A 20,733-nucleotide genomic window follows, 5' to 3' on the forward strand; every position below is an offset into this window, starting at 1 on the left:
TGGCGTCAGTACGCCCGATCGGGCCGGTGATCCAGCAGCGATCCGGTGGCCGGCGGAGCGCCTGGCGGAAACTGTCAGACCCCTCGTGCAGGATCGCTGGTATGGAGATCACCGCAGCCCTGCTGGTCATCGGACTGATGCTGGTCATCGGCCTCGCCCTCGGCGCCGCGGGGGCCTGGTTCGTGCTACGCTCCCGGACGTCCGAGGCCGCCGCCGACGATCGTTCGAGCGCCGCGGCGTCCCGGGCCGAGGCGGCCGATGCGCGTGCCCAGGCGGCCGACGCCCGCACCGAGACCGCGACCCTGCGCGCCCAGCTGCACCGCCTGGAAGCCGGTGCCGCCGAGGTCCGCGGCCAGATCGCCGAGGCCCGCGCCGAGACCGCCCAGGCCCAGGCCGAGGCGGCCGAGGTGTCCGCCCAGCTGGCGGCCGCCCGGGCCGAGCGCGACGCCGCGCGTGAGCGCGCGCAGCGGCTCAGCGAGGACCGGGAGGCGCTGGCCAACCAGTTCAAGGCGCTCTCCGGCGAGACGCTGGAACGGCAGGGCAAGGCCACCGATGAGCAGACCCGGGCGATCATCACCCCGTTGACCGAGCTGATGGCCACCTTCGCCGACCGGTTGAATTCGGTGGAGAAGGACCGGGTGGCGATGGCCACCGACCTGCGCAACCAGGTGATCGCGGTGCAGGCCACCGGTGAGCATCTGCGCCGCGAGACCCACGCGCTGGCGACCGCGCTGCGCAAGCCGCAGGTGCGCGGCGCCTGGGGTGAGCTGCAGCTGCGTCGGGTCGCGGAATATGCCGGGATGGTGGATCGCTGCGATTTCGACGAACAGGCGAGCGCCACCACCTCGGCGGACCGGGCGATCCGCCCCGATATGCGGGTCAACCTGTCCGACGGCAAGTTCCTCTATGTCGACGCCAAGGTGCCGCTGAGCGCCTTCCTGGAGGCACACGAGACCGAGGACGAGCGGTCGCGCGCCGAGAAGCTCACCCTCTTCGGCCGCAACGTCAAGGGTCACGTCGACCAGCTCTCCGGCAAGGAATACTGGAAGGCCGACACCGGTACGCCCGAGTTCGTGGTGATGTTCCTGCCCAATGAGCAGTTCCTGTTCTCCGCCCTGGAGCAGCTGCCCGACCTGCATGAGTACGCCGCGGCGCGCAATGTGGTGGTGGCGACGCCGAACACTCTGATCGCGATGCTGCGCGCGGTCGCCTATGGCTGGAAGCAGGCGGCGCTGGCCGAGTCGGCCGCCGAGGTCTTCGCGCTCGGCCGCGAGCTGCACGACCGGCTCTCGGCGATGGGTGGCCATCTGGACAAGGTGGGCCGCTCGCTGAAGGCCGCGGTGGGGGCATACAACTCGACCGTCGGTTCGATGGAAGCCCGGGTGCTGGTCACCGCCCGCCGCTTCCGTGACCTCAAGGTCACCGACGCCGAGCTGACCGCCCCGCAGAGCGTCGACGAGTCCACCCGCGATATCGCCGCCCCCGAGCTGGTCGAGGACGCCGCCCGAGTGGAGCCGCTGATCGGCCGCGGCGCGAAACGCCGCAAAGCTCTGCCCGAGCGCGACGAACTGGCCCGCGAACAGCCCGATCTGCTCGGCTGGGCCGACCCGCCCACCGCACGCCGCCGCGGTACCGGCACGGACTGACTCGGCGAGCGTCGGAAGCGCGCCCCCGTTCTGGAAGAGCACCAAGGAGAAATCCCCGCGTCACGAACGCCCCAAAGCACAGGGTCCTCGCGTGGATTTCGACGACTGCGATGAAGAGCGGGGATTGGGCGCGCGGGTGCGAGCCGAGAAAGACCGGCGCGCGGGCGCGAGCCGAGAACCCCTCGGCGAGCGTCGGAAGCGCGCCCCCGCTCTGGAAGAGCACCAAGGAGAAATCCCCGCGTCACGAACGCCCCAAATCACAGGGTCATCGCGGGGATTTCGACGACTGCGATGAAGAGCGGGGATTGGGCGCGCGGGCGCGAGCCGAGGACAAACAGTACGCTGAGCATCGTGGCCGAGATCGAGCTGGACGCGATCGAACAACGGGTGCTGGGTTCCCTGCTGGAGAAGCAGAAGACGGTTCCCGGGAGCTATCCGCTGTCGCTGAACGCGCTGCGGACCGCCTGCAACCAGACCTCCAGCCGGGAGCCGGTCAGCGACTACGACGACCAGCAGCTCGAGGCCTGTCTGCGCGGGTTGAAGGACCGGGAGCTGGTCCGCTTCGTCTGGGCCGGCAAGGGGTCGCGCGCGCTGAAGTACCACCAGCGGCTCGACGAACAGCTCGAACTCGCCGACGACGAACGGGCCCTGATCACCGTGCTGCTGCTCCGCGGCCCGCAGTCCGCCGGGGAACTCAAGACGCGCACCGACCGGCTCTTTCCGTTCCCGGACAAGGAATCCGCCGAGCAGGTGCTGCGCCGGCTGGCCGAGCGGGACACCCCGCTGACCCGCGAACTGGAGCGGCTCCCCGGTCACCGCGACCCGCGCTGGGTGCACCTGTTGGGCCCGGTCGAGGGCATCGCGGAACCGGCCGCGCCGGTTGCGGCGGTGGATCGGGACCAGGTGCTCGCCGACGGTGCGGCGGCCCGCGACGAGCGGGTCCGGGCCAGCTATGACGCGCTCGCCGAGGCGTACGCGGAACGCTTCGGTGACGAGCTGGCCGGCAAGCCGTTCGACCGGTGGCTGCTGGGCCGGCTGGCCGCCGAGTCCACCGGCCCGATCGCCGACATCGGCACCGGCCCGGGCCAGACCACCCGCGTGCTCGCCGACGCCGGCGCGGAGGTCACCGGGTTCGACCTCTCCCCCGAGATGATCCGGGTCGCCCGCGAGACCCATCCGGACCTGCGGTTCGAGGTCGCCGACTTCAATCGGTTGCTGCGCCCACCCAACGCCGCCGCGTGGGGCACGATCGTCGCCTGGTACGCCGGGGTGCACCTGTCCGGTTCCGAGCTGGCGCCCTGGTTCGGCGCCCTGGCCCGGATCCTGGCCCCCGGTGGCCGGATCGCGGTCGCGCTGCATGCCGGGGCCGAGGTCCGGCACACCGAGGAGTATCTCGACCGGGCCGTCTCGCTCGATTTCGTGCTGCACGACCCCGAGGAGATCAAGCGGGCCGCCGAACAGGCCGGCCTGGAGATCGAGGAGTGGTATCTGCGCGGCCCGCTGGCCGGCATGGAACCGGAGACCGACCGGTTCTATCTGGTGGCACAGCAGCCCTGAGGTCGTCCGACGACGGCACAATGACCCGAATGAAGCAGAACGACGTCACCGCGGCCGATATCTCCGACGCCTGCACCCGGCTGCGCGGCGTGATCACCGAGACCCCGCTGCAGCGCAATCTGCGGCTGTCGCTGCGCACCGGCGCCAACGTCTGGCTGAAGCGGGAGGACCTGCAACCGGTCCGCTCCTACAAGATCCGCGGCGCCTACAACCTGATCTCCCAGCTCTCGACGGCCGAGCGGCAGGCCGGGGTGGTCTGCGCCTCCGCCGGCAACCACGGCCAGGGGGTGGCGTACGCCTGCGCCCGGCTCGGCATCAGGGCCCGGATCTTCGTCCCCTCCACCACCCCGCGGCAGAAGCGGGACCGGATGCGGCAACTGGGCGGGGCCCATGTCGAACTGGTGGTGACCGGTGACACCTACGACGAGGCCGCGCAGGGGGCGTACACCGAGGTCTGGGAGTCCGGCGCGACGATGGTGCCGGCCTTCGACGACCCGCGCACCGTCGCCGGCCAGGGCACGCTGGCCGCCGAGGTGGTCGATCAACTCGGCCACGCACCGGACGTGCTGGTGGTGCCGGTCGGTGGCGGCGGGATGCTCGGCGGCTGTCTGGTCTGGTTCGCCGAACACCACCCCGACACCCGGATCGTCGCGGTCGAACCGGCCGGCGCGGCCAATCTGGCGGCGGCGATGGCGCACGGCGCCCCGGTCACCCTGGACCACATCGAGACCTTCGTCGACGGCGCAGCGGTGCGCCGGGCCGGGGATCTGACCACCGCACTCGCACTGGCTCACCAGCCGGAGCCGGTCGCGGTGCCGGAGGGCCAGATCTGTTCGGAGATGCTGGAGCTCTACCAGACCGACGGCATCATCGCCGAGCCAGCCGGCGCACTCGCCGCAGCCAGCCTGGGCCGCCAGCTCACCATCGGCGACGGGCAGAGCGTGGTGGCGATCCTCTCCGGTGGCAACAACGACGTCTCCCGCTATTCGGAGATCGTCGAGCGGTCGCTGGTCTGGGAAGGCCGCAAGCACTACTTCCTGGTGAACTTCCCGCAGGAGCCCGGCGCGCTGCGCCGCTTCCTCGACGAGGTGCTCGGCCCGGACGACGACATCGCGCTGTTCGAGTACGTGAAGCGCTCCAACCGGGAGACCGGGCCGGCGCTGGTCGGCATCGAGCTCGGCAACCCGGATGATCTGGACGGCCTGCTGGAGCGGATGGAACGCTCCCCGATGACCGTCGAACAGGTCGACCCGACGAGCCCGTTCTACCGCTTCCTGGTCTAGGTGAGTTAGGCGATCAGTGCACGGATCTGGTCGCGCTGCTGGGCGATCTCGCGGGACTGGCTGAGCAAGGCGTCAAGCTTCTCGTGCACCACGCCGGCGACCTGCGGGCAGATGTCGATCCGCGCCGGGTCCTCGTCCATGCAGGGCAGCAGGATCGCGACCTCGGCGAGATTGAAACCGGCGCCCAGCAGCCGCCGGATCCGCTGCACCCGTTCGATGGTCCCGGTCCGATAGCGGCGGTAGTCACTGCTGTCCCGCTCCGCGCTGATCAACCCGTTGGCCTCGTAGTGGCGCAGCGATCGGGCCGAGGCTCCGGTCGCCTCGGCGAGTCGACCGATCGTCATCGTTGCCGTGGCGTTGCTCACATCGGCCTTGACCTTGTCACCCATGTCAATGCCTAGCGTCGACGCCATGAGTGATTATTCCTTGCACAGCTTCGGTTCCGGCCCGGTCCTCGCGCTCGCCCACGGTGCGGGCGGCGGCATCGAGGCCAACTTCGCCGAACTCGCGGCGCACCTGCCGGGGCGTACGCTGACCGGTCGCGACTATCCCGGCAGCGGATCCCGACCGCCCGCGGCCACCCCGTTGACGCTGGCCGGGTTGGCCGACGAGTTGGTCGAGGCCCAGCTCCGGGCCGGCAACGACCGCTTCCCGATCCTCGGCCTCTCACTCGGCACCACGGTCGCCATCACCGCGGCAGCCCGGCATCCGGAGCGGGTCAGCGGGTTGATCCTGACCGTCGGGATGGCCGAGATCGACGTCCAGGGTGCGAACTTCGCCACCTTGTTCGCCGACCTCGCCCGGGCCGAACGCTGGCACGACCTGGCCCGGGTGATGCTGCTCAGCGTCGGCACCCCCGCCCAACTCGCGACCCTCGATGCGGACGCCGCGGCGCGCGCGATCGCTGCCACCGTGGCAGATCTGCAGGTCGGTGGGTCGGCCCTGATCCCGCAGATGGAGCTCGTCCGCACCGTCGACGTGCGCCAGGAGGCCGCAGCGATCGGCGTACCGACGTTGGTCATCGGCGCCGGCCAGGACCGGACCGTGCTGCCGAGCTCCACCCGGCGACTGGCCGAGCTGATCCCCGGCGCCGAATACGTCGAGCTGCCGGAGGCGGGGCACATCTTCACCCCCGCGGAGACGCCGACCTGGGCCGCGCAGATCAGCGCGTTCCTGGCGAAGCACCGGTTGTGACCTCGGAGAGAGACGGTACGCCCGGCCGGGCACTCGCCGCCCTGGCCGGGGTCGTCTTCGTCTTCCTGGTGGCCGAACTGCTGCCGGTCGGGCAGCTGCCCCAGCTGCAGGCCGATCTGGACGCCACCCCGGCCCAGGTGGGTGCGCTGATCTCCGGTTACGCACTGGTCGCCGGGGTCTTCGGCATCCCCCTCACCCTGCTGACCCGCCGACTGCCCCGGCGCACCGTGCTCTGCGCCGCGCTGGTCTGGTTGGCAGCCGGTCAGCTGGTGCTCGCCGCCGCCCCGACCCTGGCCGTCGCCGCGGCGGCTCGGGCCGGGATCGCGCTGGTGCACGTGCCGGTCTGGGGACTGGCGCCGCTGGTGGCGGCCGAGTTGGTCGAGCCGGGCCGGCAGGCGTGGGCATCGTCCCGGGTCTTCCTCGGCACCAGCCTTGCCCTGCTGGCCGGCGTACCGATCGCGACCTTGGCCAGTCAGCAGCTCGGTTGGCGTCCGGTGACTGGGGCGGTGGCGATCGCGGCGGTGGTGCTGGCCGCAACACTCTGGCGCCAACTACCACCGGGTCGCGCGGAGCGGGGCCCCGCCGACCCACCGCCGGCCAATCGGGCGGACCGGGCGGGAACGCAGGGCACCGTCGCGATCACCGGCGGGACCCTGTTGGTGGTCACCGCGCTGTATCTGAGCTACCCCTACCTGAGCGTCTTCGCCGCCCGAGTGGATATCGAGCGGGCAGGGTACGCGGCATTGCTCACCGGCTGCGGTATCGGCAGCCTGGCCGCGGTCTGGCTCGCCGGCCGGTGGATCGACGAACGACCGTGGCGAACCAGCGTGCTCACCCTGCTCCTGGTCGGTGTCCTGCAACCCGGCCTGCTCGCCGAGGCTCCCGCGGTGGTCGCGGTCACGGCCGTGCTCTGGGCGGGCAGCATCGCCGCGACTCCGGTGGTGCTGCAGGCCGCGGTGATCCGGGTCGCCGGACCGGGCGGTGACCTCACCTCCTCGGCATACGTGGTCGCCTACCAGGCCGGGATCGCACTCGGCACCTGGGTCGGCGGTCTGCTGATCGGGCGGGGCCTGCTGGTTCCCGCACTCGCCATCGCGCTGGCGGTGCTGTCGATCCCACTGCTCGCCCGTACGGTGCCCGGTCACCGTCCTCTGCCAAGATGAGGCGGTGCGAGATGATCAGCGGTGACAGATGAAGCGGTGACCCGAGCCGGCGTCGGTCTGCGCTCCGAACGCGGACCGGTCCTGCTGGCGGTGATGCTCAGCACCGGCCTGGTCGCCATCGACGCCACCATCCTGGCGACCGCGGTGAACGCGATCGTCGGCGACCTGGGTGGGTTCACCCAGTTCCCGTGGCTGTTCTCGGTCTATCTGCTCGGGCAGGCGGTCGCGGTGCCGATCTACGGCAAGATCGCCGACCTGGTCGGGCGCAAGAAGGTGATGCTCTTCGGCGTCGGCATGTTCGTCCTCGGTTCGATCCTGTGCGGTTCGGCCTGGAACATGACGGCGCTGATCGCCTTCCGCGCGATCCAGGGGCTGGGTGCCGGGGCCGTGCAGCCGATCGGGATGACGATCATCGGCGACATCTACACCGTCGCCGAACGGGCCAAGGTGCAGGGTTATCTGGCCGGGGTGTGGGCGGCCGCCTCGGTGATCGGGCCGACGCTCGGTGGCTTCTTCGCCGACTACGCCGGGTGGCGCTGGATCTTCTGGATCAACATCCCGCTGGGCGCCGCGGCCGCGATCGTGCTGATCCGGCGCTTCCACGAGAACGTCACCCCGACCCGGCACCGGATCGACTATGCCGGGGCCGGGTTGCTGGCGGTCGGCAGCGCGCTGCTGGTGCTGGCACTGCTGGAGGGTGGTACGCGGTGGAGCTGGGTCTCCTGGGAAAGCGGCCTGGTGCTGGGCGGTGCGGCCGTCGCCCTGCTGGCGGCGGTCATCGTGGAACGACGCGCGGCGGAGCCGATCCTGCCGGGGTGGGTGCTCGGCGAACGCACCCAGGGCCCAGCCAATCTGGCCGCGCTGCTGGTCGGGGTGGTGCTGATCTCGCTGACCACCTACATCCCTCTCTACGGCCAGTCCGCACTGCGCACCTCGGCCCTGGTCGCCGGGCTGGCGCTGGCCGCGCTCACCATGGGCTGGCCGGTGGCGGCCGCCAACGCCGGCCGGCTCTATCTGCGGATCGGTTTCCGGGCCACCGCCCTGGTCGGCGCGCTCGTGGTGACCGCCGGGTCGGCGTCGCTGCTGCTGCTGACCGCCACCAGCTCGATCTGGCAGGTCGCGGCATCCTGCTTCGTCACCGGTATCGGCCTGGGTCTGCTGGCCCCCTCGACAATGGTCGCCCTGCAGTCCGCGGTCCCCTGGGAACGCCGCGGGGTGGCCACCGGCGCCAACATGTTCGCCCGGTCCCTGGGCAGCGCCCTCGGGGCGGCGATGGCCGGCGCGCTGGCCAATGCGGCCCTGGCGGTCCCGGTGGGATCGACCGGCATCCAGCCGGGCATGTTCACCCCCGAACAGATCAGCACCGCGGCCCGGACCGTGTTCCTCGGCACCACTGTCGCGGCCGCGATCGCTATCGGGGCGGTGCTGCTGATGCCCCGCGGCGGTGCCGGGAAGGCGGAGCGAACGACTCCGGAAGCCTCGCCCGGCCGCCGGTGACCAGTTCGGCGACCGCGTTCCCGATCGCTGGCGCCATCTTGAATCCCTTGCCCGAGAAACCGGTCGCGCAGAACACCCCCGGCAACCCCGGTACCGGGCCGACCACCGGCATCGCATCGGGGGTGTAGAGGTCGGTGTAGGCGTCGGCACGGATCGGGTCCGGGCGCAGCCCGGGCAGGAACCGGGTGACCGCATCGACCATCACCTCGGTCTCCCAGGTGTCGTGGCGCCGTTGCACCGCGTCCGGATCGGTGATGTCGCGGGCTCGGACCGCACCCGCCACCTTCACCGCGCCCCCGTCCACGGCCGGGGCGCCATAGAGATGCACCCCCTCGCTCTCCCGGATGAAGACCGGGAACCGGTCCGGGCCCCACAGGCCCGGGTCCAGCGGCGAGAACCAGGACAGCGGCACCCGGCGGGGCGCGAGCTCCAACCCGGGCAGGAAATGCGCGCTCCAGGAGCCGGCGGTGATCACCGCGGTACGCACCCGCCAGACACCGTCCCGGGTGCGGATGCTCACCCCCTGCTCGTCGGCGGTGAAGTCCTGCACCGGTGCGTACCGCTGCACCCGCGCCCCCTGCTGCCTGGCCCGGTCGGTGGCGACCACGACCGCCAGATCCGAGCGGACGAATCCCGCCGACGGATCGTGCACGACGATCTCACCGGGCAGCAGGGCATGCTGCGGCCAGCGCCGTTGCGCCTCGTCGGCGCCGACCGATTCGACCTCGATCCGGGAGGCCCGGGCCGAATCCAGCAGCCCCCGCAGGTAGGCCCCGGCCGGGTCGCCGATCGACAGCCCGCCGATCTGCTGCAGCAGCGATGCCCCGGACACCCGCTCCAGCTCACGCCACAGTTCCCGGGCCTCGCTGAGCAGACCGGCGAACGCGCTCCCCTCGGCGTACGCCATCCGGAAGAGCCGGGTCTCCCCGCCGGCCGCACCGCGATCGTGGCCGGGGGCGTACGCCTCGAAACCGACCACGTCGATCCCGCGGTCCGCCAGCTGCCACAGCGTCATGCTGCCCACCGTGCCGCAGCCGATCACCGCGACCTCGGCATCGAAACCCATCAGAGCACCTTGGCCAGGAAAGAACGGGTGCGTTCGTGCTGCGGGGCGGTGAGCACCTCACGCGGGTGCCCCTGTTCGACGACCATCCCCTCGTCCATGAACAGCAGCGAGTCGCCGACCTCGCGGGCGAAACCCATCTCGTGGGTGACCACGATCATCGTCATCCCGGCCTCGGCGAGGCCACGCATCACATCGAGCACCTCCCCGACCAGCTCCGGATCGAGCGCCGAGGTCGGCTCATCGAAGAGCATCACCTTGGGCTTCATCGCCAGCGCCCGCGCGATCGCCACCCGCTGCTGTTGTCCGCCGGAAAGCGAAGCAGGATAGGAATCGGCCTTGTCCGCCAGCCCGACCCGCTCCAGCAGCTCGGTCGTCAGCGCCGCACCGCTGCGGCGGGTCTCCCGGCCGAGCACGGTCGGCGCATAGGCCACGTTCTCCCCGACCGTCATGTGCGGGAACAGGTTGAACCGCTGGAACACCATGCCGATCTCGGTACGCTGCCGGGCGGCGTCGGATTCGGTCATCTCGTGCAGCTTGTTGCCGCGCCGGCGATAACCGAGCACCTCGCCGTTGACGGTGATCCGGCCGGCGTCGATCTTCTCGAGGTGGTTGATGCAGCGCAGGATCGTCGACTTGCCGGATCCGCTCGGACCGATCAGGCAGCACACCTGGCCGGCGGACACCTCGAAGTCGATGCCCTTGAGCACCTCCAGCGGCCCGAACGATTTGTGCACGCCACGGACCGTCACCAGCGGGGTCATCGCGCCTTTCCTTCCACGCTTCGATTCCTGCGCTTCCGGGTCCGAGCGACTAGGGTGGTGCTGCCGCGGCCGAAGTGCCGTTCGATGTAGTGCTGGCCGATGCCGAGCACGGTGGTGAAGACCAGGTACCACAGCGAGGCCACGATCAGCAGCGGGATCGTCTGATAGGTGCGGGAGTAGACGATCTGCGCGCTGTGCAACAGATCCCCGACGCCGAGCACCGAGACCAGCGAGGTGTTCTTCAGCATCGAGATCGCCTGGTTGCCGGTCGGCGGGATGATCACCCGCATCGCCTGGGGCAGCACGATCCGCCCCAGGATCCGGCCACGGCCCAGCCCGAGCGCCTGGGCCGCCTCGGTCTGCCCGCGGTCGACGCCGAGCAGACCGCCGCGGACGATCTCGGCCATGTACGCCGCCTCGTTCAGCGTCAGCCCCAGCAGGGCGGCGCTGAGCGGGGTGATGAACGCATTCGCGCTGCCGCTGTAGAACGTCGGACCGAACGGGATCCCGATGGTGATCACCGGGAACAGGGCGGCCAGGTTGAACCAGAAGATCAACTGGATCAGCAGCGGCGTACCGCGGAAGAACCAGATGTAGAGACCGGCCGCCCCGGAGACCAGCCGATTCCGGGTCATCCGCATCACCGCCAGGACGACGCCGAGCAGCACGCCGAGCACCATCGAGATGACCGTCAGTTCGAGGGTGAGCAGCGCGCCCCGGGCGATCGCCTTGTGGGTGAAGTAGTGCCGGACCACACCCCACTCGAAGCGTGGGTTGGTGGCCAGGATCCACAACAGCCAGGCACCCAGCAGCGCCACCACGACCGCACCGATGATGGTGCCGGTGCTGCGCCGCGGGACGATCTGCAGTTCCTCCTCCGGGGTCGCGGACCGGGTGGCCGATTCCACGGTGGACATCACGCGCTGCCCGTTTCCTTGACCGCCTCGGTCACCACCGCGTTGTCCATCCCCCACTTGGCGTAGATCTGCTGGTATTCGGGACGCTGGATCAGGGTCTGCATCGCCGCCTGCACGGCCGGTGTCAGATCGGAGTCCTTGGGCAGCGCGATGTCGACCGCACCCTTGTTCATCTCATCGACCAGTTCGATGGTGCCGGGCCGCTGTTTCGCTGCCCAGGCGAGGATCGGTGAATCGGCGAGCACCGCGTCGATACGTCCGGTGGTCAGCTGCAGGATCGCCGCGGTCTGGTCCGGCAGCACCACCTGGTTGATCGCCGGCTTGCCCTCCTTGGTGCATCCGTCGGACAGTTCGGGCAGCCGCTGGGTGTGCTGGATCGATCCCTGCTGGACGGCGACCGAGGCGCCGCACAGGTTCTTGGTGGTGAGCTTCTTCGCGTTGCCCTGCTGGACCGCCAGTGACGTCCCCCAGGCGCCGTAGCGGACCATGTCGAGCACCTTGATGCGTTCGGCACTCGGGGCCATCGAGGAGACCGCCATGTCGTAACGCTTCGACTGCAGGCCCGGGATGATGCCGTCGAACTGGACATCGGAGATCGTCACCTCGACACCGAGCAGCTTGCCCAGGGCCTGGGCGATGTCCGGGTTCAACCCGACGATGGTGGTGTTGTCCTCGGCGCGGAACTTGGTCGGTGCACTGGACACGTTCATCACCACGGTGACCTTCTTGGCCTGCTTCACCCGCTCCGGCAGTTTGTCCGCCGCGGCCTGGTCGACGGTGAGCGTGTTCAGATCGACCCCGGTGGTGTTGGCACCGCCCGGCTGGGCTCCCGTGTCACCGCCCGAGCTCGGCGCCGGGCCCTCGGTGCAGGCACTCAGCGCGACCAGGCTGAGGGCGGCGGCGACGGCCACCGCCCTGGGTGCCGTCGCCCTTGACCAACGAGACCGCGTGGATTGACAGATCATGGTGCCCTCCTCGTCGAGCGTTTCGGCCAATGGTGGCCAACACCCCCGTCGCTTGGCCATGCTCCGGGTCTCAGCGATCTGTTCATAAACTGTCAATCATTTGCTGATGGACACCGAGGAATCACCGAGGGCTCGATGCTGAACCCGATCCACCTGCGGACGCTCGCCGCCGTGCTCGAACACGGCACGTTCTCCGCTGCCGCCCAGTCGCTGGGTTACACCACCCAGGCGGTTTCGCAGCACATCGCGGCACTGGAGAAGTCCACCGGATTGGCACTGTTCGAACGGCTGCCACGGGGCATCCAGCCGACGTGGTCGGCGCGCTATCTGCACGACTCCACCGCGAATGCGCTCGCCACCTTGATGGCGGTCGAGCGGGACGCGATCTCGATCGCCGCCGGAGACCGTGGCGAGATCCGGCTCGGCGGATTCCCGACCGCGAGCCGCCAACTCATCCCGGTCGCACTGGCGCGCTTCACAGCCGAGCATCCGGATGCGATCGTCTCCTTCGATCAGGGCAGCCTGGAGGAGATCCTGACGATGGTCACCGAGGGAGTGCTGGACCTGGGGGTGGTGTTCGAGAACGATCTGGGCACCCCGGAGGTCCCGGAAAGCCTGGACCGGTTGAAGTTGATGACCGAGACCCGCTCCTTGCTGGTGCCGGCCACCCATCGGTTCGCGGGACGGGACGCGGTGGGGATCGAGGAGCTGGCCGAGGAGACCTGGGTGGCCAGCCAGCAGTCACCGGTGCTGCAGCGGTTGTGCTCCGCGCACGGTTTCGAGCCGCGGATCGCCCACCGTACCGACGATTTCGATGTGATGCGGGCCCTGGTCGGTGCCGGTCTGGGGGTGGCGGTGGTGCCGGCGCTGGGGCTGCTGCCCGAACGTGATGTGGTCATCGTCGCGACGCGTACGCCGCTGCCGTCGCGTCGGGTGGGGGTGGTCTGGCGCCGCTCCAACACCAACCCGCTGCTGCCGAAGCTCGTCGAGGCTCTGCGGACCGGGGTCGAGCACTACTTCCAGACCTCGCACCCCTAGTGCAGGGCCGCGGTGATCGTGTCCGCATCGAGCGGGCGATCGGCATAGATCTCGTGGAACCGATCCAGGTCGGTCAGCACCGGGGTGCGCAGTCGCAGCCGACCCCGTTCCACGCACTCGTTCGACACATCGGCCACGCTATCGCCCCCGGACGGGAGCACACCGCATCACTCGCGTCGGTCACGCCACTGGCCGACCAACTCGACCAGCGCCCGGGCCGCCGCGCTCGGCGTACGGTCCTCGCGCACCGCCAGGAACACCGGCCAGTCGAGATCGGCCTGTCCGCCCACCGGCACCACGACGACCCCGGCCGGTAGATCACCGGAGAGCAGATAGTCCGGCAGCAGCGCGATCCCGAGCCCGTGCCGCACATAGTCCAGGCCGGTGGACAGATCGGCGATCTCGAGGGTCACCCGACGCTGCACGCCGGCCTCGGCGAATGCGGCATCGGTGACCGCGCGGGTGCCGTACCCCTCGGGTCCGTCGATGAAGTCGCGGCCGGCGAGCTCCCCCAGCTCGATCCGGTCGCGGCCGGCCAACTCGTCACCGGCCGGCACCACCAACCGGAGCACCGACTCGGCCACCTTGATCCGCCGGATCCCCGGTGGCGCGCCGCGGGTGGACAGGAAGGCCAGATCGATGCGTCGCTCGTGCAGCGCGGTCAGCAACCCCTGTGAACCGGAGGCGGCGGCGCTCATCAGCACCTGCACCTGCGGATGGCGACGGTGGTACTCCCCCAGGATCGCGGGCACATCGATCAACCGGATCGCGGTCATCGTGCCCAGCCGCAGGGTCCCGGTCAGCTCGCCCTCGTCCCCGGCGGCCGCCTCGCGGGCCTGCTGGGCGGCATCGAGGACGGCGTACGCCTCGGCCATGAACCGCGTCCCGGCCTCGGTCAACCGCACCTGCCGGGCGCTGCGGTCGAGCAGCAGGACCCCCAGGTCGCGTTCCAGGTTCTTGATCGAGGCGGAGACCCCGGACTGCACCACATGCAACCGCTGCGCGGCCCGGGTGAAGCTCAGTTCCTCCGCCACTGCCAGGAAGTGCTCCAGCTGCCGCAGCTCCACCTGCCACCACCTATCTGAATCAGTGATCATTTCTAGCAGATTTGTTCGTTGGATTTGCTGAGTTGCATGCCGCAGAGTGGTTCCTGAAGCAGTACGCGCGCCCGAAAGGTCACCCCGTTGTCCGCCAGCACCCTTGATCAGATCGCCAGCAGTCGAACCGATTCCGCCCGGCACGGCCGGGGCTTCTGGTTCGTCACCTTCGCCTTCCTGGTCGGGATGGCGTTCTCGACCGTGCCGACGCCGCTCTATCCGCTCTACATGCAGGCCGACGGCTTCTCCACCTTCATGGTGACCGTGGTCTTCGCTGTCTATGCGGTGGGTGTGGTGATCAGTCTGCTGCTGGCCGGCCACGTCTCGGACTGGGTGGGCCGCAAGCGGATCCTGGTCCCGGCGCTCGGGCTGGAACTCATCGCCGCACTGATCTTTCTCACCAGCACAGCACTTCCGGCGCTCATCGTCGCCCGGATCATCACCGGCCTCGGGGTCGGCATGCTGACCGCCACGGCGACCGCCCACCTGCACGAACTGCACTCCGCACACCGCCCGCACGCCTCTCCCCAGCGGTTCCAGATCGTCTCGACCGCGGCGAACATCGGCGGTCTCGGCGCGGGCACTCTGGTCGCCGGCATCCTCGCGCAGTGGCTGCCGGTCCCGCTGCGCACCCAGTATCTGGTCTTCGCCGCGCTGCTGCTGGTCTCGATCGTCGGCATCGCACTCACCCCGGAAACCGTGTCGGTGCAGCTGCAGCGCCGCTATCGCCCGCAGCGGGTCAGCATCGACCACGGGGACCGGGCCGGATACCTGGCGGCCGCCGCCGCGGCGATCGCGGCCTTCTCGGTGTTCGGCCTGTTCACCTCGGTCGCGCCGGGTTTCGTCGCCGGTGACCTGCACCGTCCGTCCCGGGCGCTGGCCGGGGTGATCGTCTTCGCGGTCTTCGGCGCCGCGGCGATCGCGCAGACCGGCACCGGCCGGCTCCGCGAGACCGCGCGCCGCCCACTCGGCCTGCTGCTGCAACTGGTCGGGCTGGCGGCCCTGGTGACCGGGATGCTGCTGGCCAGCCTGGCGTTCTTCCTGATCGGGGGCGTCCTCAGCGGCGCCGGGGCGGGCGTGCTGTTCAAGGACGCCGTCGGCAAGGTGATCGCGATGTCGACCCCCGAACGCCGCGGCGAGGCGCTGGCCGGGCTCTTCCTGATCGGCTATCTCGGCCTGATCGTACCCGCCCTGGGCATCGGGCTGGCCGCCGTCGAATTCCCTGCCAGCACGGTGATGATCGGATTCTCGGTGCTGCTGGTGGTGCTGCTCGCCGCCATCGCGCTCAGCGATGCGCGGCGGCGGACGGCCGCGGCCTGAGCCTCACTCGATCGGCTCCGGCAGCACCCGGATGGCGTAGGCCACCTCGATGGTCCCACCGGTGACCGGGTCGGCGAGCTCGACCCGCCAGCGGTCGGCGAACTGGTCCACTCCCTCGATCATCAGCACGGTGCCCGACATCAGCACCGTGCCCGGTTCGGCCAGGCCCCGCTCGGCGAGCACCCCGAGCCAGTGGTCGGGGGTCAGCAGGTCCGCGCAGCTGCCGTCGGAGATCAGCTCCTCCGAGCCCTCGCCATGGGTCACCCAGGCGCGCAGACTGATCTGGTCCAGGTGGTCCCGCACGTCCCGCAGGGACCAGGCCCGGTCGGCCAGCACGTCGGGGCTGGCGTTCTTCGACCAGGCGACACCGTGCACCTCGAGTGCCCGGTCGGTGTGGTCGCAGGCGGCGGTGAGCAGCACCTCCCCGTCGTCGGCGATCACCAGCGCCCACTCGGCCTCCCCCGAGGTGCGGGCGTGCTGCACCTCGACCAGGTCGACCTGCTGGGCGAGATAGGGCGAGATCGGATAGAGGGTCGGCACCGTCGAGGGTCCGGGTACGCCGAGTTCGGCCAGTTCGTCGATGTGTGCCTGCACCGCTGCGGTGTCCCGGCCGGCATAGCCGGCGTTGAGGGTACGCCGGACCTCGACCCGGCGGGTCGATCCATCCGGGAGCGTGAAGCTGAGGGTGGTCATGCGGGCGTACCTCCGAGGTGACGAGTTGGCTACGGACCGATGCAAGGCTGTTCAATCCCCACTAGGTATGCCTAATGTATACAGCTAGTATCGAGACGAGGGAGTCCCCATGGCCGAAAGCAGCACCGCGCTGCCACCGCAGACCGCCGAGGAACGGCGGAATCTGCGCAAGGCATTCGCCGCCAGCCTCTCCGGCACCTCCCTGGAGTGGTACGACTTCGCGCTCTTCGGCGCCGTCACCGGCACCGTGTTCAGCCGGCTCTTCTTCGAGGGCTCGGATCCGGCGATGGACACCATCAAGGCCTTCCTCACCTATGGCGCCGGGTACGTCGCTCGCCCGATCGGCGGCATCTTCTTCGGCCGGCTCGGTGATGTGATCGGCCGCAAGAAGGTGCTGGTCTGGACACTGCTGCTGATCGGCGTCGCCACCTTCGCGATCGGCATCCTGCCGACCTATGCCCAGGTGGGCATCTGGGCGCCGATCCTGCTGGTGCTGATGCGCTTCCTGCAGGGTGTCGGCGTGGGTGGCGAGTGGGGCGGCGCGGTGCTGCTGTCCAGCGAGTTCGCCCGACCCGGCACCCGCGGGCTGTGGGCCTCGGCCGCCCAGACCGGCGTACCGATCGGTTCGGTGGCCGCCAACCTGCTGCTGATCATCATGACCGCTTCGATGTCACCGCAGGCCTTCCTCAGCTGGGGTTGGCGGGTGGCGTTCTGCCTGTCGCTGGTGCTGGTCGGTTTCGGGCTGTGGATCCGGCACAAGCTCGAGGAGACCCCGGTCTTCCAGAAGCTCGTCGAACAGGGCGAACCGCCCAAGGCGCCGGTCACCGAGGTGCTCACCACCCAGACCCGGGCACTGCTCGGTGCGATCTTCACCCGCTTCGGCCCGGACGTGCTCTACGCCTTCTTCGCGGTCTATGTGATCACCTGGTTGCAGACCGGCCCGAACCGGCTCACCAACACCCAGGCGCTCACCTGCACGATGACCGCCGGCGCCCTGCAGATCGTCACGATGCCCTTCGCCGGTTGGCTTTCCGACCGGATCGACCGCCGCGTGCTCTACGGCGTGGCCGCGGTGCTCGGCGGCATCTGGGCCTTCGTCTTCATCGCCATGCAGACCACCCGCAGCTTCCCGCTGGCCCTGTTCGGCGTGGTCGTCGGGTTGCTCTGCCACTCGTTCATGTACGCCCCGCAGGCGGCCCACATCGCCGAGCAGTTCCATGCCCGGTTGCGCTACACCGGTTCCTCGCTGGCCTACACCTTCGCCGGCATCTTCGCCGGCGGGCTGGCACCGACGGCGTTCGCCTTCTTCATGAAGCAGTACAACAATTCCTGGCTGATCGCGGTCTACATCGCGGTGGCCTGCGTGATCACCATCATCGGACTCGCGATGGGCCGGGCCGTCGTCGACGACGCCGACGACGCCCTGGTCACCGAGAATGTCCGCTGAACGGGTGGCGGGCGGCGCGCTCGCGGACCAGCCCGCGGGTGGTGCTCAGATGATCATCGATCGCCCGGTGCGCAGCGGGCAGGTCGCCGTCGATCAGCGCGTCCAGAATCGCCTGGTGCTCGGCACACACCGACGCCATCCGGTTCGGATGCCAGAGCACCGCCTCGATGCCGACCAGCATCTGCCGGGCCCGCAGTTTGGCGTACAGGGAGGCGAAAAGCCGGTTGCCGGCCGCATCGACCAGGGCCTGGTGGAAGTCCCGGTCCAGGGTGATGAACTCCTTGAACGACGCCTGGTCGTCGACCTCCAGCTCCTGCTGACGCCCGAGCAGGTCTCCCATCGCCCGACCCGGGACGGTGCTCTCGTCGATGGTGATGCTGGCCGCGTGCTTCTCCACCACCCGGCGGACCTCGAACAGGTCACTCACCTCACGCGGCCCGACCTTGGGGATGTACGCCCCGCGCTGCGGGATCAGCTCCACCAGGTCGTCGGCGACCAGCAGCAGCAGCGCCTCCCGCACCGGCGTCCGCGACACCCCGATCTCGCTGGCGAGCTCCTGTTCGTTGAGAAAGGTGCCGTGCCGGTCGGGATCGGTGAGGATGTTGTCGCGGAGATATTCGTACGCCCGCAGCCGACCGGTGGTCGGTGCGGCCTCGGGTGTTTCCATGGTTCAGAGTTAACACCACACCCCACAGTGGACGCAGAGGACAAGGACGGATCATGAAGGTCGCAATCGCCCAGATCAGCTCCGGCCGCGAGGTCGCCGACAACCTGCGCCTGGTCGCCGAACAGACGACCGCGGCCGCCGACCGGGGCGCCGAGCTCGTGGTCTTCCCCGAGGCGACCATGCGGGCCTTCGGGAACAACCTCACCGAGATCGCCGAACCGATCGACGGCCCCTTCGGACAGGAGGTCTCCCGGATCGCCCAGGAGGCCGGAATCACCGTGGTGGTTGGGATGTTCACCCCGGGTTCGGAGGGGAAGGTGCGCAACACCCTGCTGGTCGCCGGCCCCGACGGGGAACGGATCGGCTACGACAAGATCCACCTCTACGATGCCTTCGGTTTCGCCGAGTCCGACACGGTGGACGCCGGCAGCGAGGCGGTCCGGATCCCGATCGGTGACGCCACGGTCGGGTTGTCGATCTGTTACGACGTCCGCTTCCCGCAGCTCTACATCGACCACGCCCGGGCCGGCGCCCAGGTCGTCGTGGTCAGTGCCTCCTGGGGCGCCGGGCCGGGCAAGCTGGAGCAGTGGAAGCTGGTCACCCAGGCCCGCGGAGTGGACGCCACCGCCTTCGTGGTGGCCAGCGCCCAGGCCGATCCGAAGGCCAGCGGGGTGGACGCCAGGCCGGGTGCGCCGACCGGGGTGGGGCACTCGCAGGTCATCTCGCCGTTCGGTGAGGTGCTCGCCGAGGCCGGTGCCGGCTCGGAGCTGCTGGTCGTCGACCTCGATCTCGACAGGGTCGCCGAGGCCCGCCGGAGCCTGCCGGTGTTGGAGAACGCCAGACTGAGCTGAAAGGATCAGGCCCGACATGGGGTCGAAGCGGGCGTGGGTGATCTGGTCGGCGGCGCTGTTCTCGTACAGCATCGCCGTGCTGCACCGCACCTCGCTCGGGGTCGCCGCCCCGCAGGCGGCGGAGCACTTCGGCATCCAGGCCGGATTGCTGTCAACCTTCGTGGTGCTGCAGATCGCGGTGTACGCCGGCAGCCAGATCCCGGTCGGGCTGGCGTTGGACCGGATCGGTCCACGGACCATGATCACCCTCGGTGCACTGTTGATGGCTTCGGGTCAGTCGCTGCTGGCCTTCTCGCCCTCACTGCCGCTGGCATTCACCGCACGGATCCTGGTCGGGGCCGGCGATGCGGCGACCTTCGTCTCGGCGATCCGGTTGCTGCCGTTCTGGTTCCCGGCGTACCGGATCCCGCTGCTCACCCAGCTCACCGGCGCGATCGGCCAGATCGGGCAGATCCTCAGCGCCGTGCCGCTGGTCTGGCTGCTCGGCAGCCAGGGCTGGCGGGTCGGTTTCGCGGCCTGCGCGATCGCCGGGTTGATCTCGGCGGTCTCCTGCTGGTCGCTGATCCGGGACAGCCCGCATGGCCCGGTCCGCCGACGGGAATCCAGCCCGGAGAGCTTCATCAGCCAACTGCAGGCGGTGGTCTCCCAGCCGGGGACCTGGCTCGGCTTCTTCTCCCACTACACGGTGGGTTTCGCGCCGATGGCCTTCGCGCTGATGTGGGGTTTCCCGTTCCTCACCGCCGGCGAGGGCCGCTCCCCCGCCGTGGCCGGGTTGCTGATGACCGCATTCGTGCTCGGCAGCATCATCACCGGACCGGTCGTCGGCCAGCTCACCCGGGCGCATCCGCTGCGCCGCAGCAATCTGGTACTGGCGGCCTCGATGGCGGGTCTGGTCCCGTGGGTCGTGGTGCTGCTCTGGCCCGGCCCGGCGCCGACCTGGCTGCTGGTGCTGCTGGTCGCCGGGTTGTCGGTCGGCGGTCCGGGATCCTCGATCGGTTTCGACTTCGCCCGGACCGCGAACGACCAGCGCCGACTCGGTACCGCGACGGCGGTGGTGATCATGGGTGGTTTCCTCGGTGCTCTGGTCGCGGTGCTGCTGATCGGCGCGATCCTGGATGGGATCAGCGGCGGTGGCGGCGCGGGGTATGACCTGCACGCCTATCGCTGGGCGATGGCGGTCCAGGTGCCGATGTACCTGGTCGGCCTGATCGGCATCTATCGCAGCCGGCGCAGCACCCGGCGCCAGATGGCCAGCGAGGGCCTGATCGTGCCCGCCTGGTCCGAGGCCCTGCGGCGGGAGTACCGCCGGCTGCGCCGCTGACCGCCACGCTCATCGAGTAACCCGCGCAGCGAGCATTTCCTTCACGCTCCTCGAGTAGCTCGCGCTGCGAGCGACGGTCCTATAGATCGTCAAGTGGTCATGAGGTCGGTTTTGAGGTTTCGGTAGATGGTGCGGGCGAGGTGGCGTTTGAGGCATCGGATGGTTTCGGCGCGGGTCTTGTGTTCGCTGGTGCGTCGGTGGAAGTAGGCCTGGGTGTCGGGGTCGCGGCGCAGCCGGCCGATGATGACCA

The 20,733-nt window shown here is 69.8% G+C and carries 20 protein-coding genes; 11 read left to right on the top strand and 9 right to left on the bottom strand.

Annotation, left to right across the window (positions count from 1 at the left end; translation table 11 throughout):
* The first annotated feature begins 101 nt into the window (after window positions 1-101).
* From BI335_RS06165 to ilvA, 3 genes are all read left to right on the top strand, one after another.
* The gene (locus BI335_RS06165; RefSeq protein ID WP_229119468.1) at window positions 102-1,646 is read left to right on the top strand and encodes a DNA recombination protein RmuC; all 1,545 of its coding nucleotides are present in this window, start codon (window positions 102-104) and stop codon (window positions 1,644-1,646) included.
* A 351-nt stretch (window positions 1,647-1,997) separates the two neighbouring features.
* Complete coding sequence (locus BI335_RS06170; protein WP_229119469.1) at window positions 1,998-3,203, top strand: DUF480 domain-containing protein; 1,206 nt, start codon at window positions 1,998-2,000, stop codon at window positions 3,201-3,203.
* A 29-nt stretch (window positions 3,204-3,232) separates the two neighbouring features.
* Window positions 3,233-4,486, top strand: coding sequence for a threonine ammonia-lyase IlvA (ilvA, locus tag BI335_RS06175; RefSeq protein ID WP_208109388.1), 1,254 nt, complete (start codon window positions 3,233-3,235; stop codon window positions 4,484-4,486).
* A gap of 5 nt (window positions 4,487-4,491) precedes the next feature.
* Here ilvA and BI335_RS06180 read toward each other — a convergent pair whose 3' ends face one another.
* Entirely contained in the window at window positions 4,492-4,875 is a 384-nt protein-coding gene (locus tag BI335_RS06180; protein WP_166646887.1) for a MerR family transcriptional regulator, read from the bottom strand.
* 22 nt (window positions 4,876-4,897) lie between these two features.
* Between BI335_RS06180 and BI335_RS06185 the strand changes: the two genes are divergently transcribed.
* The 3 genes from BI335_RS06185 to BI335_RS06195 are packed head-to-tail and all read left to right on the top strand — an operon-like array spanning window position 4,898 to window position 8,340.
* Complete coding sequence (locus tag BI335_RS06185) at window positions 4,898-5,680, top strand: alpha/beta fold hydrolase (RefSeq protein ID WP_208109389.1); 783 nt, start codon at window positions 4,898-4,900, stop codon at window positions 5,678-5,680.
* Window positions 5,677-6,843 (top strand): MFS transporter, encoded by a 1,167-nt coding sequence (locus tag BI335_RS06190; protein ID WP_172421766.1) that lies wholly within the window; start codon window positions 5,677-5,679, stop codon window positions 6,841-6,843. Before BI335_RS06185 ends, BI335_RS06190 begins: the two co-directional genes overlap by 4 nt.
* A gap of 21 nt (window positions 6,844-6,864) precedes the next feature.
* Entirely contained in the window at window positions 6,865-8,340 is a 1,476-nt protein-coding gene (locus tag BI335_RS06195; RefSeq protein ID WP_229119470.1) for an MDR family MFS transporter, read from the top strand.
* On the opposite strand, the gene solA is transcribed toward BI335_RS06195, so the two are convergent.
* From solA to BI335_RS06215, 4 genes are read right to left on the bottom strand one after another with little or no spacing between them, the layout of a single operon-like run.
* The gene (gene solA / locus BI335_RS06200; protein ID WP_094429934.1) at window positions 8,255-9,406 is read right to left on the bottom strand and encodes an N-methyl-L-tryptophan oxidase; all 1,152 of its coding nucleotides are present in this window, start codon (window positions 9,404-9,406) and stop codon (window positions 8,255-8,257) included. The genes BI335_RS06195 and solA overlap by 86 nt on opposite strands.
* Window positions 9,406-10,167, bottom strand: a complete 762-nt coding sequence (locus BI335_RS06205) for an amino acid ABC transporter ATP-binding protein (protein ID WP_094429935.1) — start codon at window positions 10,165-10,167, stop codon at window positions 9,406-9,408. Before BI335_RS06205 ends, solA begins: the two co-directional genes overlap by 1 nt.
* Entirely contained in the window at window positions 10,164-11,084 is a 921-nt protein-coding gene (locus tag BI335_RS06210) for an amino acid ABC transporter permease (RefSeq protein ID WP_094429936.1), read from the bottom strand. Before BI335_RS06210 ends, BI335_RS06205 begins: the two co-directional genes overlap by 4 nt.
* A complete protein-coding gene (locus BI335_RS06215) occupies window positions 11,084-11,995 on the bottom strand; it encodes an ABC transporter substrate-binding protein (RefSeq protein ID WP_172421767.1) in 912 nt (303 codons plus the stop codon). Before BI335_RS06215 ends, BI335_RS06210 begins: the two co-directional genes overlap by 1 nt.
* A 189-nt stretch (window positions 11,996-12,184) precedes the next feature.
* On the opposite strand from BI335_RS06215, the gene BI335_RS06220 reads away from it, so the two are divergent.
* Window positions 12,185-13,087: a LysR family transcriptional regulator gene (locus tag BI335_RS06220; RefSeq protein WP_094405713.1), complete on the top strand. Its 903-nt coding sequence runs from the start codon at window positions 12,185-12,187 to the stop codon at window positions 13,085-13,087.
* Here BI335_RS06220 and BI335_RS22260 read toward each other — a convergent pair.
* Both BI335_RS22260 and BI335_RS06225 read right to left on the bottom strand, forming a co-directional pair.
* Window positions 13,084-13,215: a hypothetical protein gene (locus tag BI335_RS22260; protein WP_267489859.1), complete on the bottom strand. Its 132-nt coding sequence runs from the start codon at window positions 13,213-13,215 to the stop codon at window positions 13,084-13,086. The genes BI335_RS06220 and BI335_RS22260 overlap by 4 nt on opposite strands.
* A gap of 39 nt (window positions 13,216-13,254) precedes the next feature.
* Window positions 13,255-14,154, bottom strand: coding sequence for a LysR family transcriptional regulator (locus tag BI335_RS06225; RefSeq protein ID WP_094429938.1), 900 nt, complete (start codon window positions 14,152-14,154; stop codon window positions 13,255-13,257).
* Window positions 14,155-14,271: 117 nt separating this feature from the next.
* Between BI335_RS06225 and BI335_RS06230 the strand changes: the two genes are divergently transcribed.
* Window positions 14,272-15,504 carry an MFS transporter gene (locus BI335_RS06230; protein WP_094405711.1) on the top strand — a complete coding sequence of 411 codons (1,233 nt, stop codon included), beginning with the start codon at window positions 14,272-14,274 and terminating at the stop codon, window positions 15,502-15,504.
* A 3-nt stretch (window positions 15,505-15,507) separates the two neighbouring features.
* Here BI335_RS06230 and BI335_RS06235 read toward each other — a convergent pair whose 3' ends face one another.
* Window positions 15,508-16,197 (bottom strand): DUF2848 domain-containing protein, encoded by a 690-nt coding sequence (locus tag BI335_RS06235; protein WP_094405710.1) that lies wholly within the window; start codon window positions 16,195-16,197, stop codon window positions 15,508-15,510.
* Window positions 16,198-16,306: 109 nt separating this feature from the next.
* Between BI335_RS06235 and BI335_RS06240 the strand changes: the two genes are divergently transcribed.
* Window positions 16,307-17,644, top strand: coding sequence for an MFS transporter (locus tag BI335_RS06240; protein ID WP_094405709.1), 1,338 nt, complete (start codon window positions 16,307-16,309; stop codon window positions 17,642-17,644).
* Here BI335_RS06240 and BI335_RS06245 read toward each other — a convergent pair.
* Window positions 17,625-18,311: a GntR family transcriptional regulator gene (locus tag BI335_RS06245; protein WP_094405708.1), complete on the bottom strand. Its 687-nt coding sequence runs from the start codon at window positions 18,309-18,311 to the stop codon at window positions 17,625-17,627. The two genes, BI335_RS06240 and BI335_RS06245, sit on opposite strands and share 20 nt — an antisense overlap.
* Before the next feature lie 53 nt (window positions 18,312-18,364).
* Between BI335_RS06245 and BI335_RS06250 the strand changes: the two genes are divergently transcribed.
* Both BI335_RS06250 and BI335_RS06255 read left to right on the top strand, forming a co-directional pair.
* Entirely contained in the window at window positions 18,365-19,162 is a 798-nt protein-coding gene (locus tag BI335_RS06250; RefSeq protein WP_094405707.1) for a carbon-nitrogen hydrolase family protein, read from the top strand.
* A 16-nt stretch (window positions 19,163-19,178) separates the two neighbouring features.
* Window positions 19,179-20,483, top strand: coding sequence for an MFS transporter (locus BI335_RS06255; RefSeq protein ID WP_094429939.1), 1,305 nt, complete (start codon window positions 19,179-19,181; stop codon window positions 20,481-20,483).
* The last annotated feature ends 250 nt before the right edge of the window (window positions 20,484-20,733 follow it).

Origin of the sequence: Enemella evansiae, from assembly GCF_002250705.1 — a bacterium.
GTDB lineage: Bacteria > Actinomycetota > Actinomycetes > Propionibacteriales > Propionibacteriaceae > Enemella > Enemella evansiae.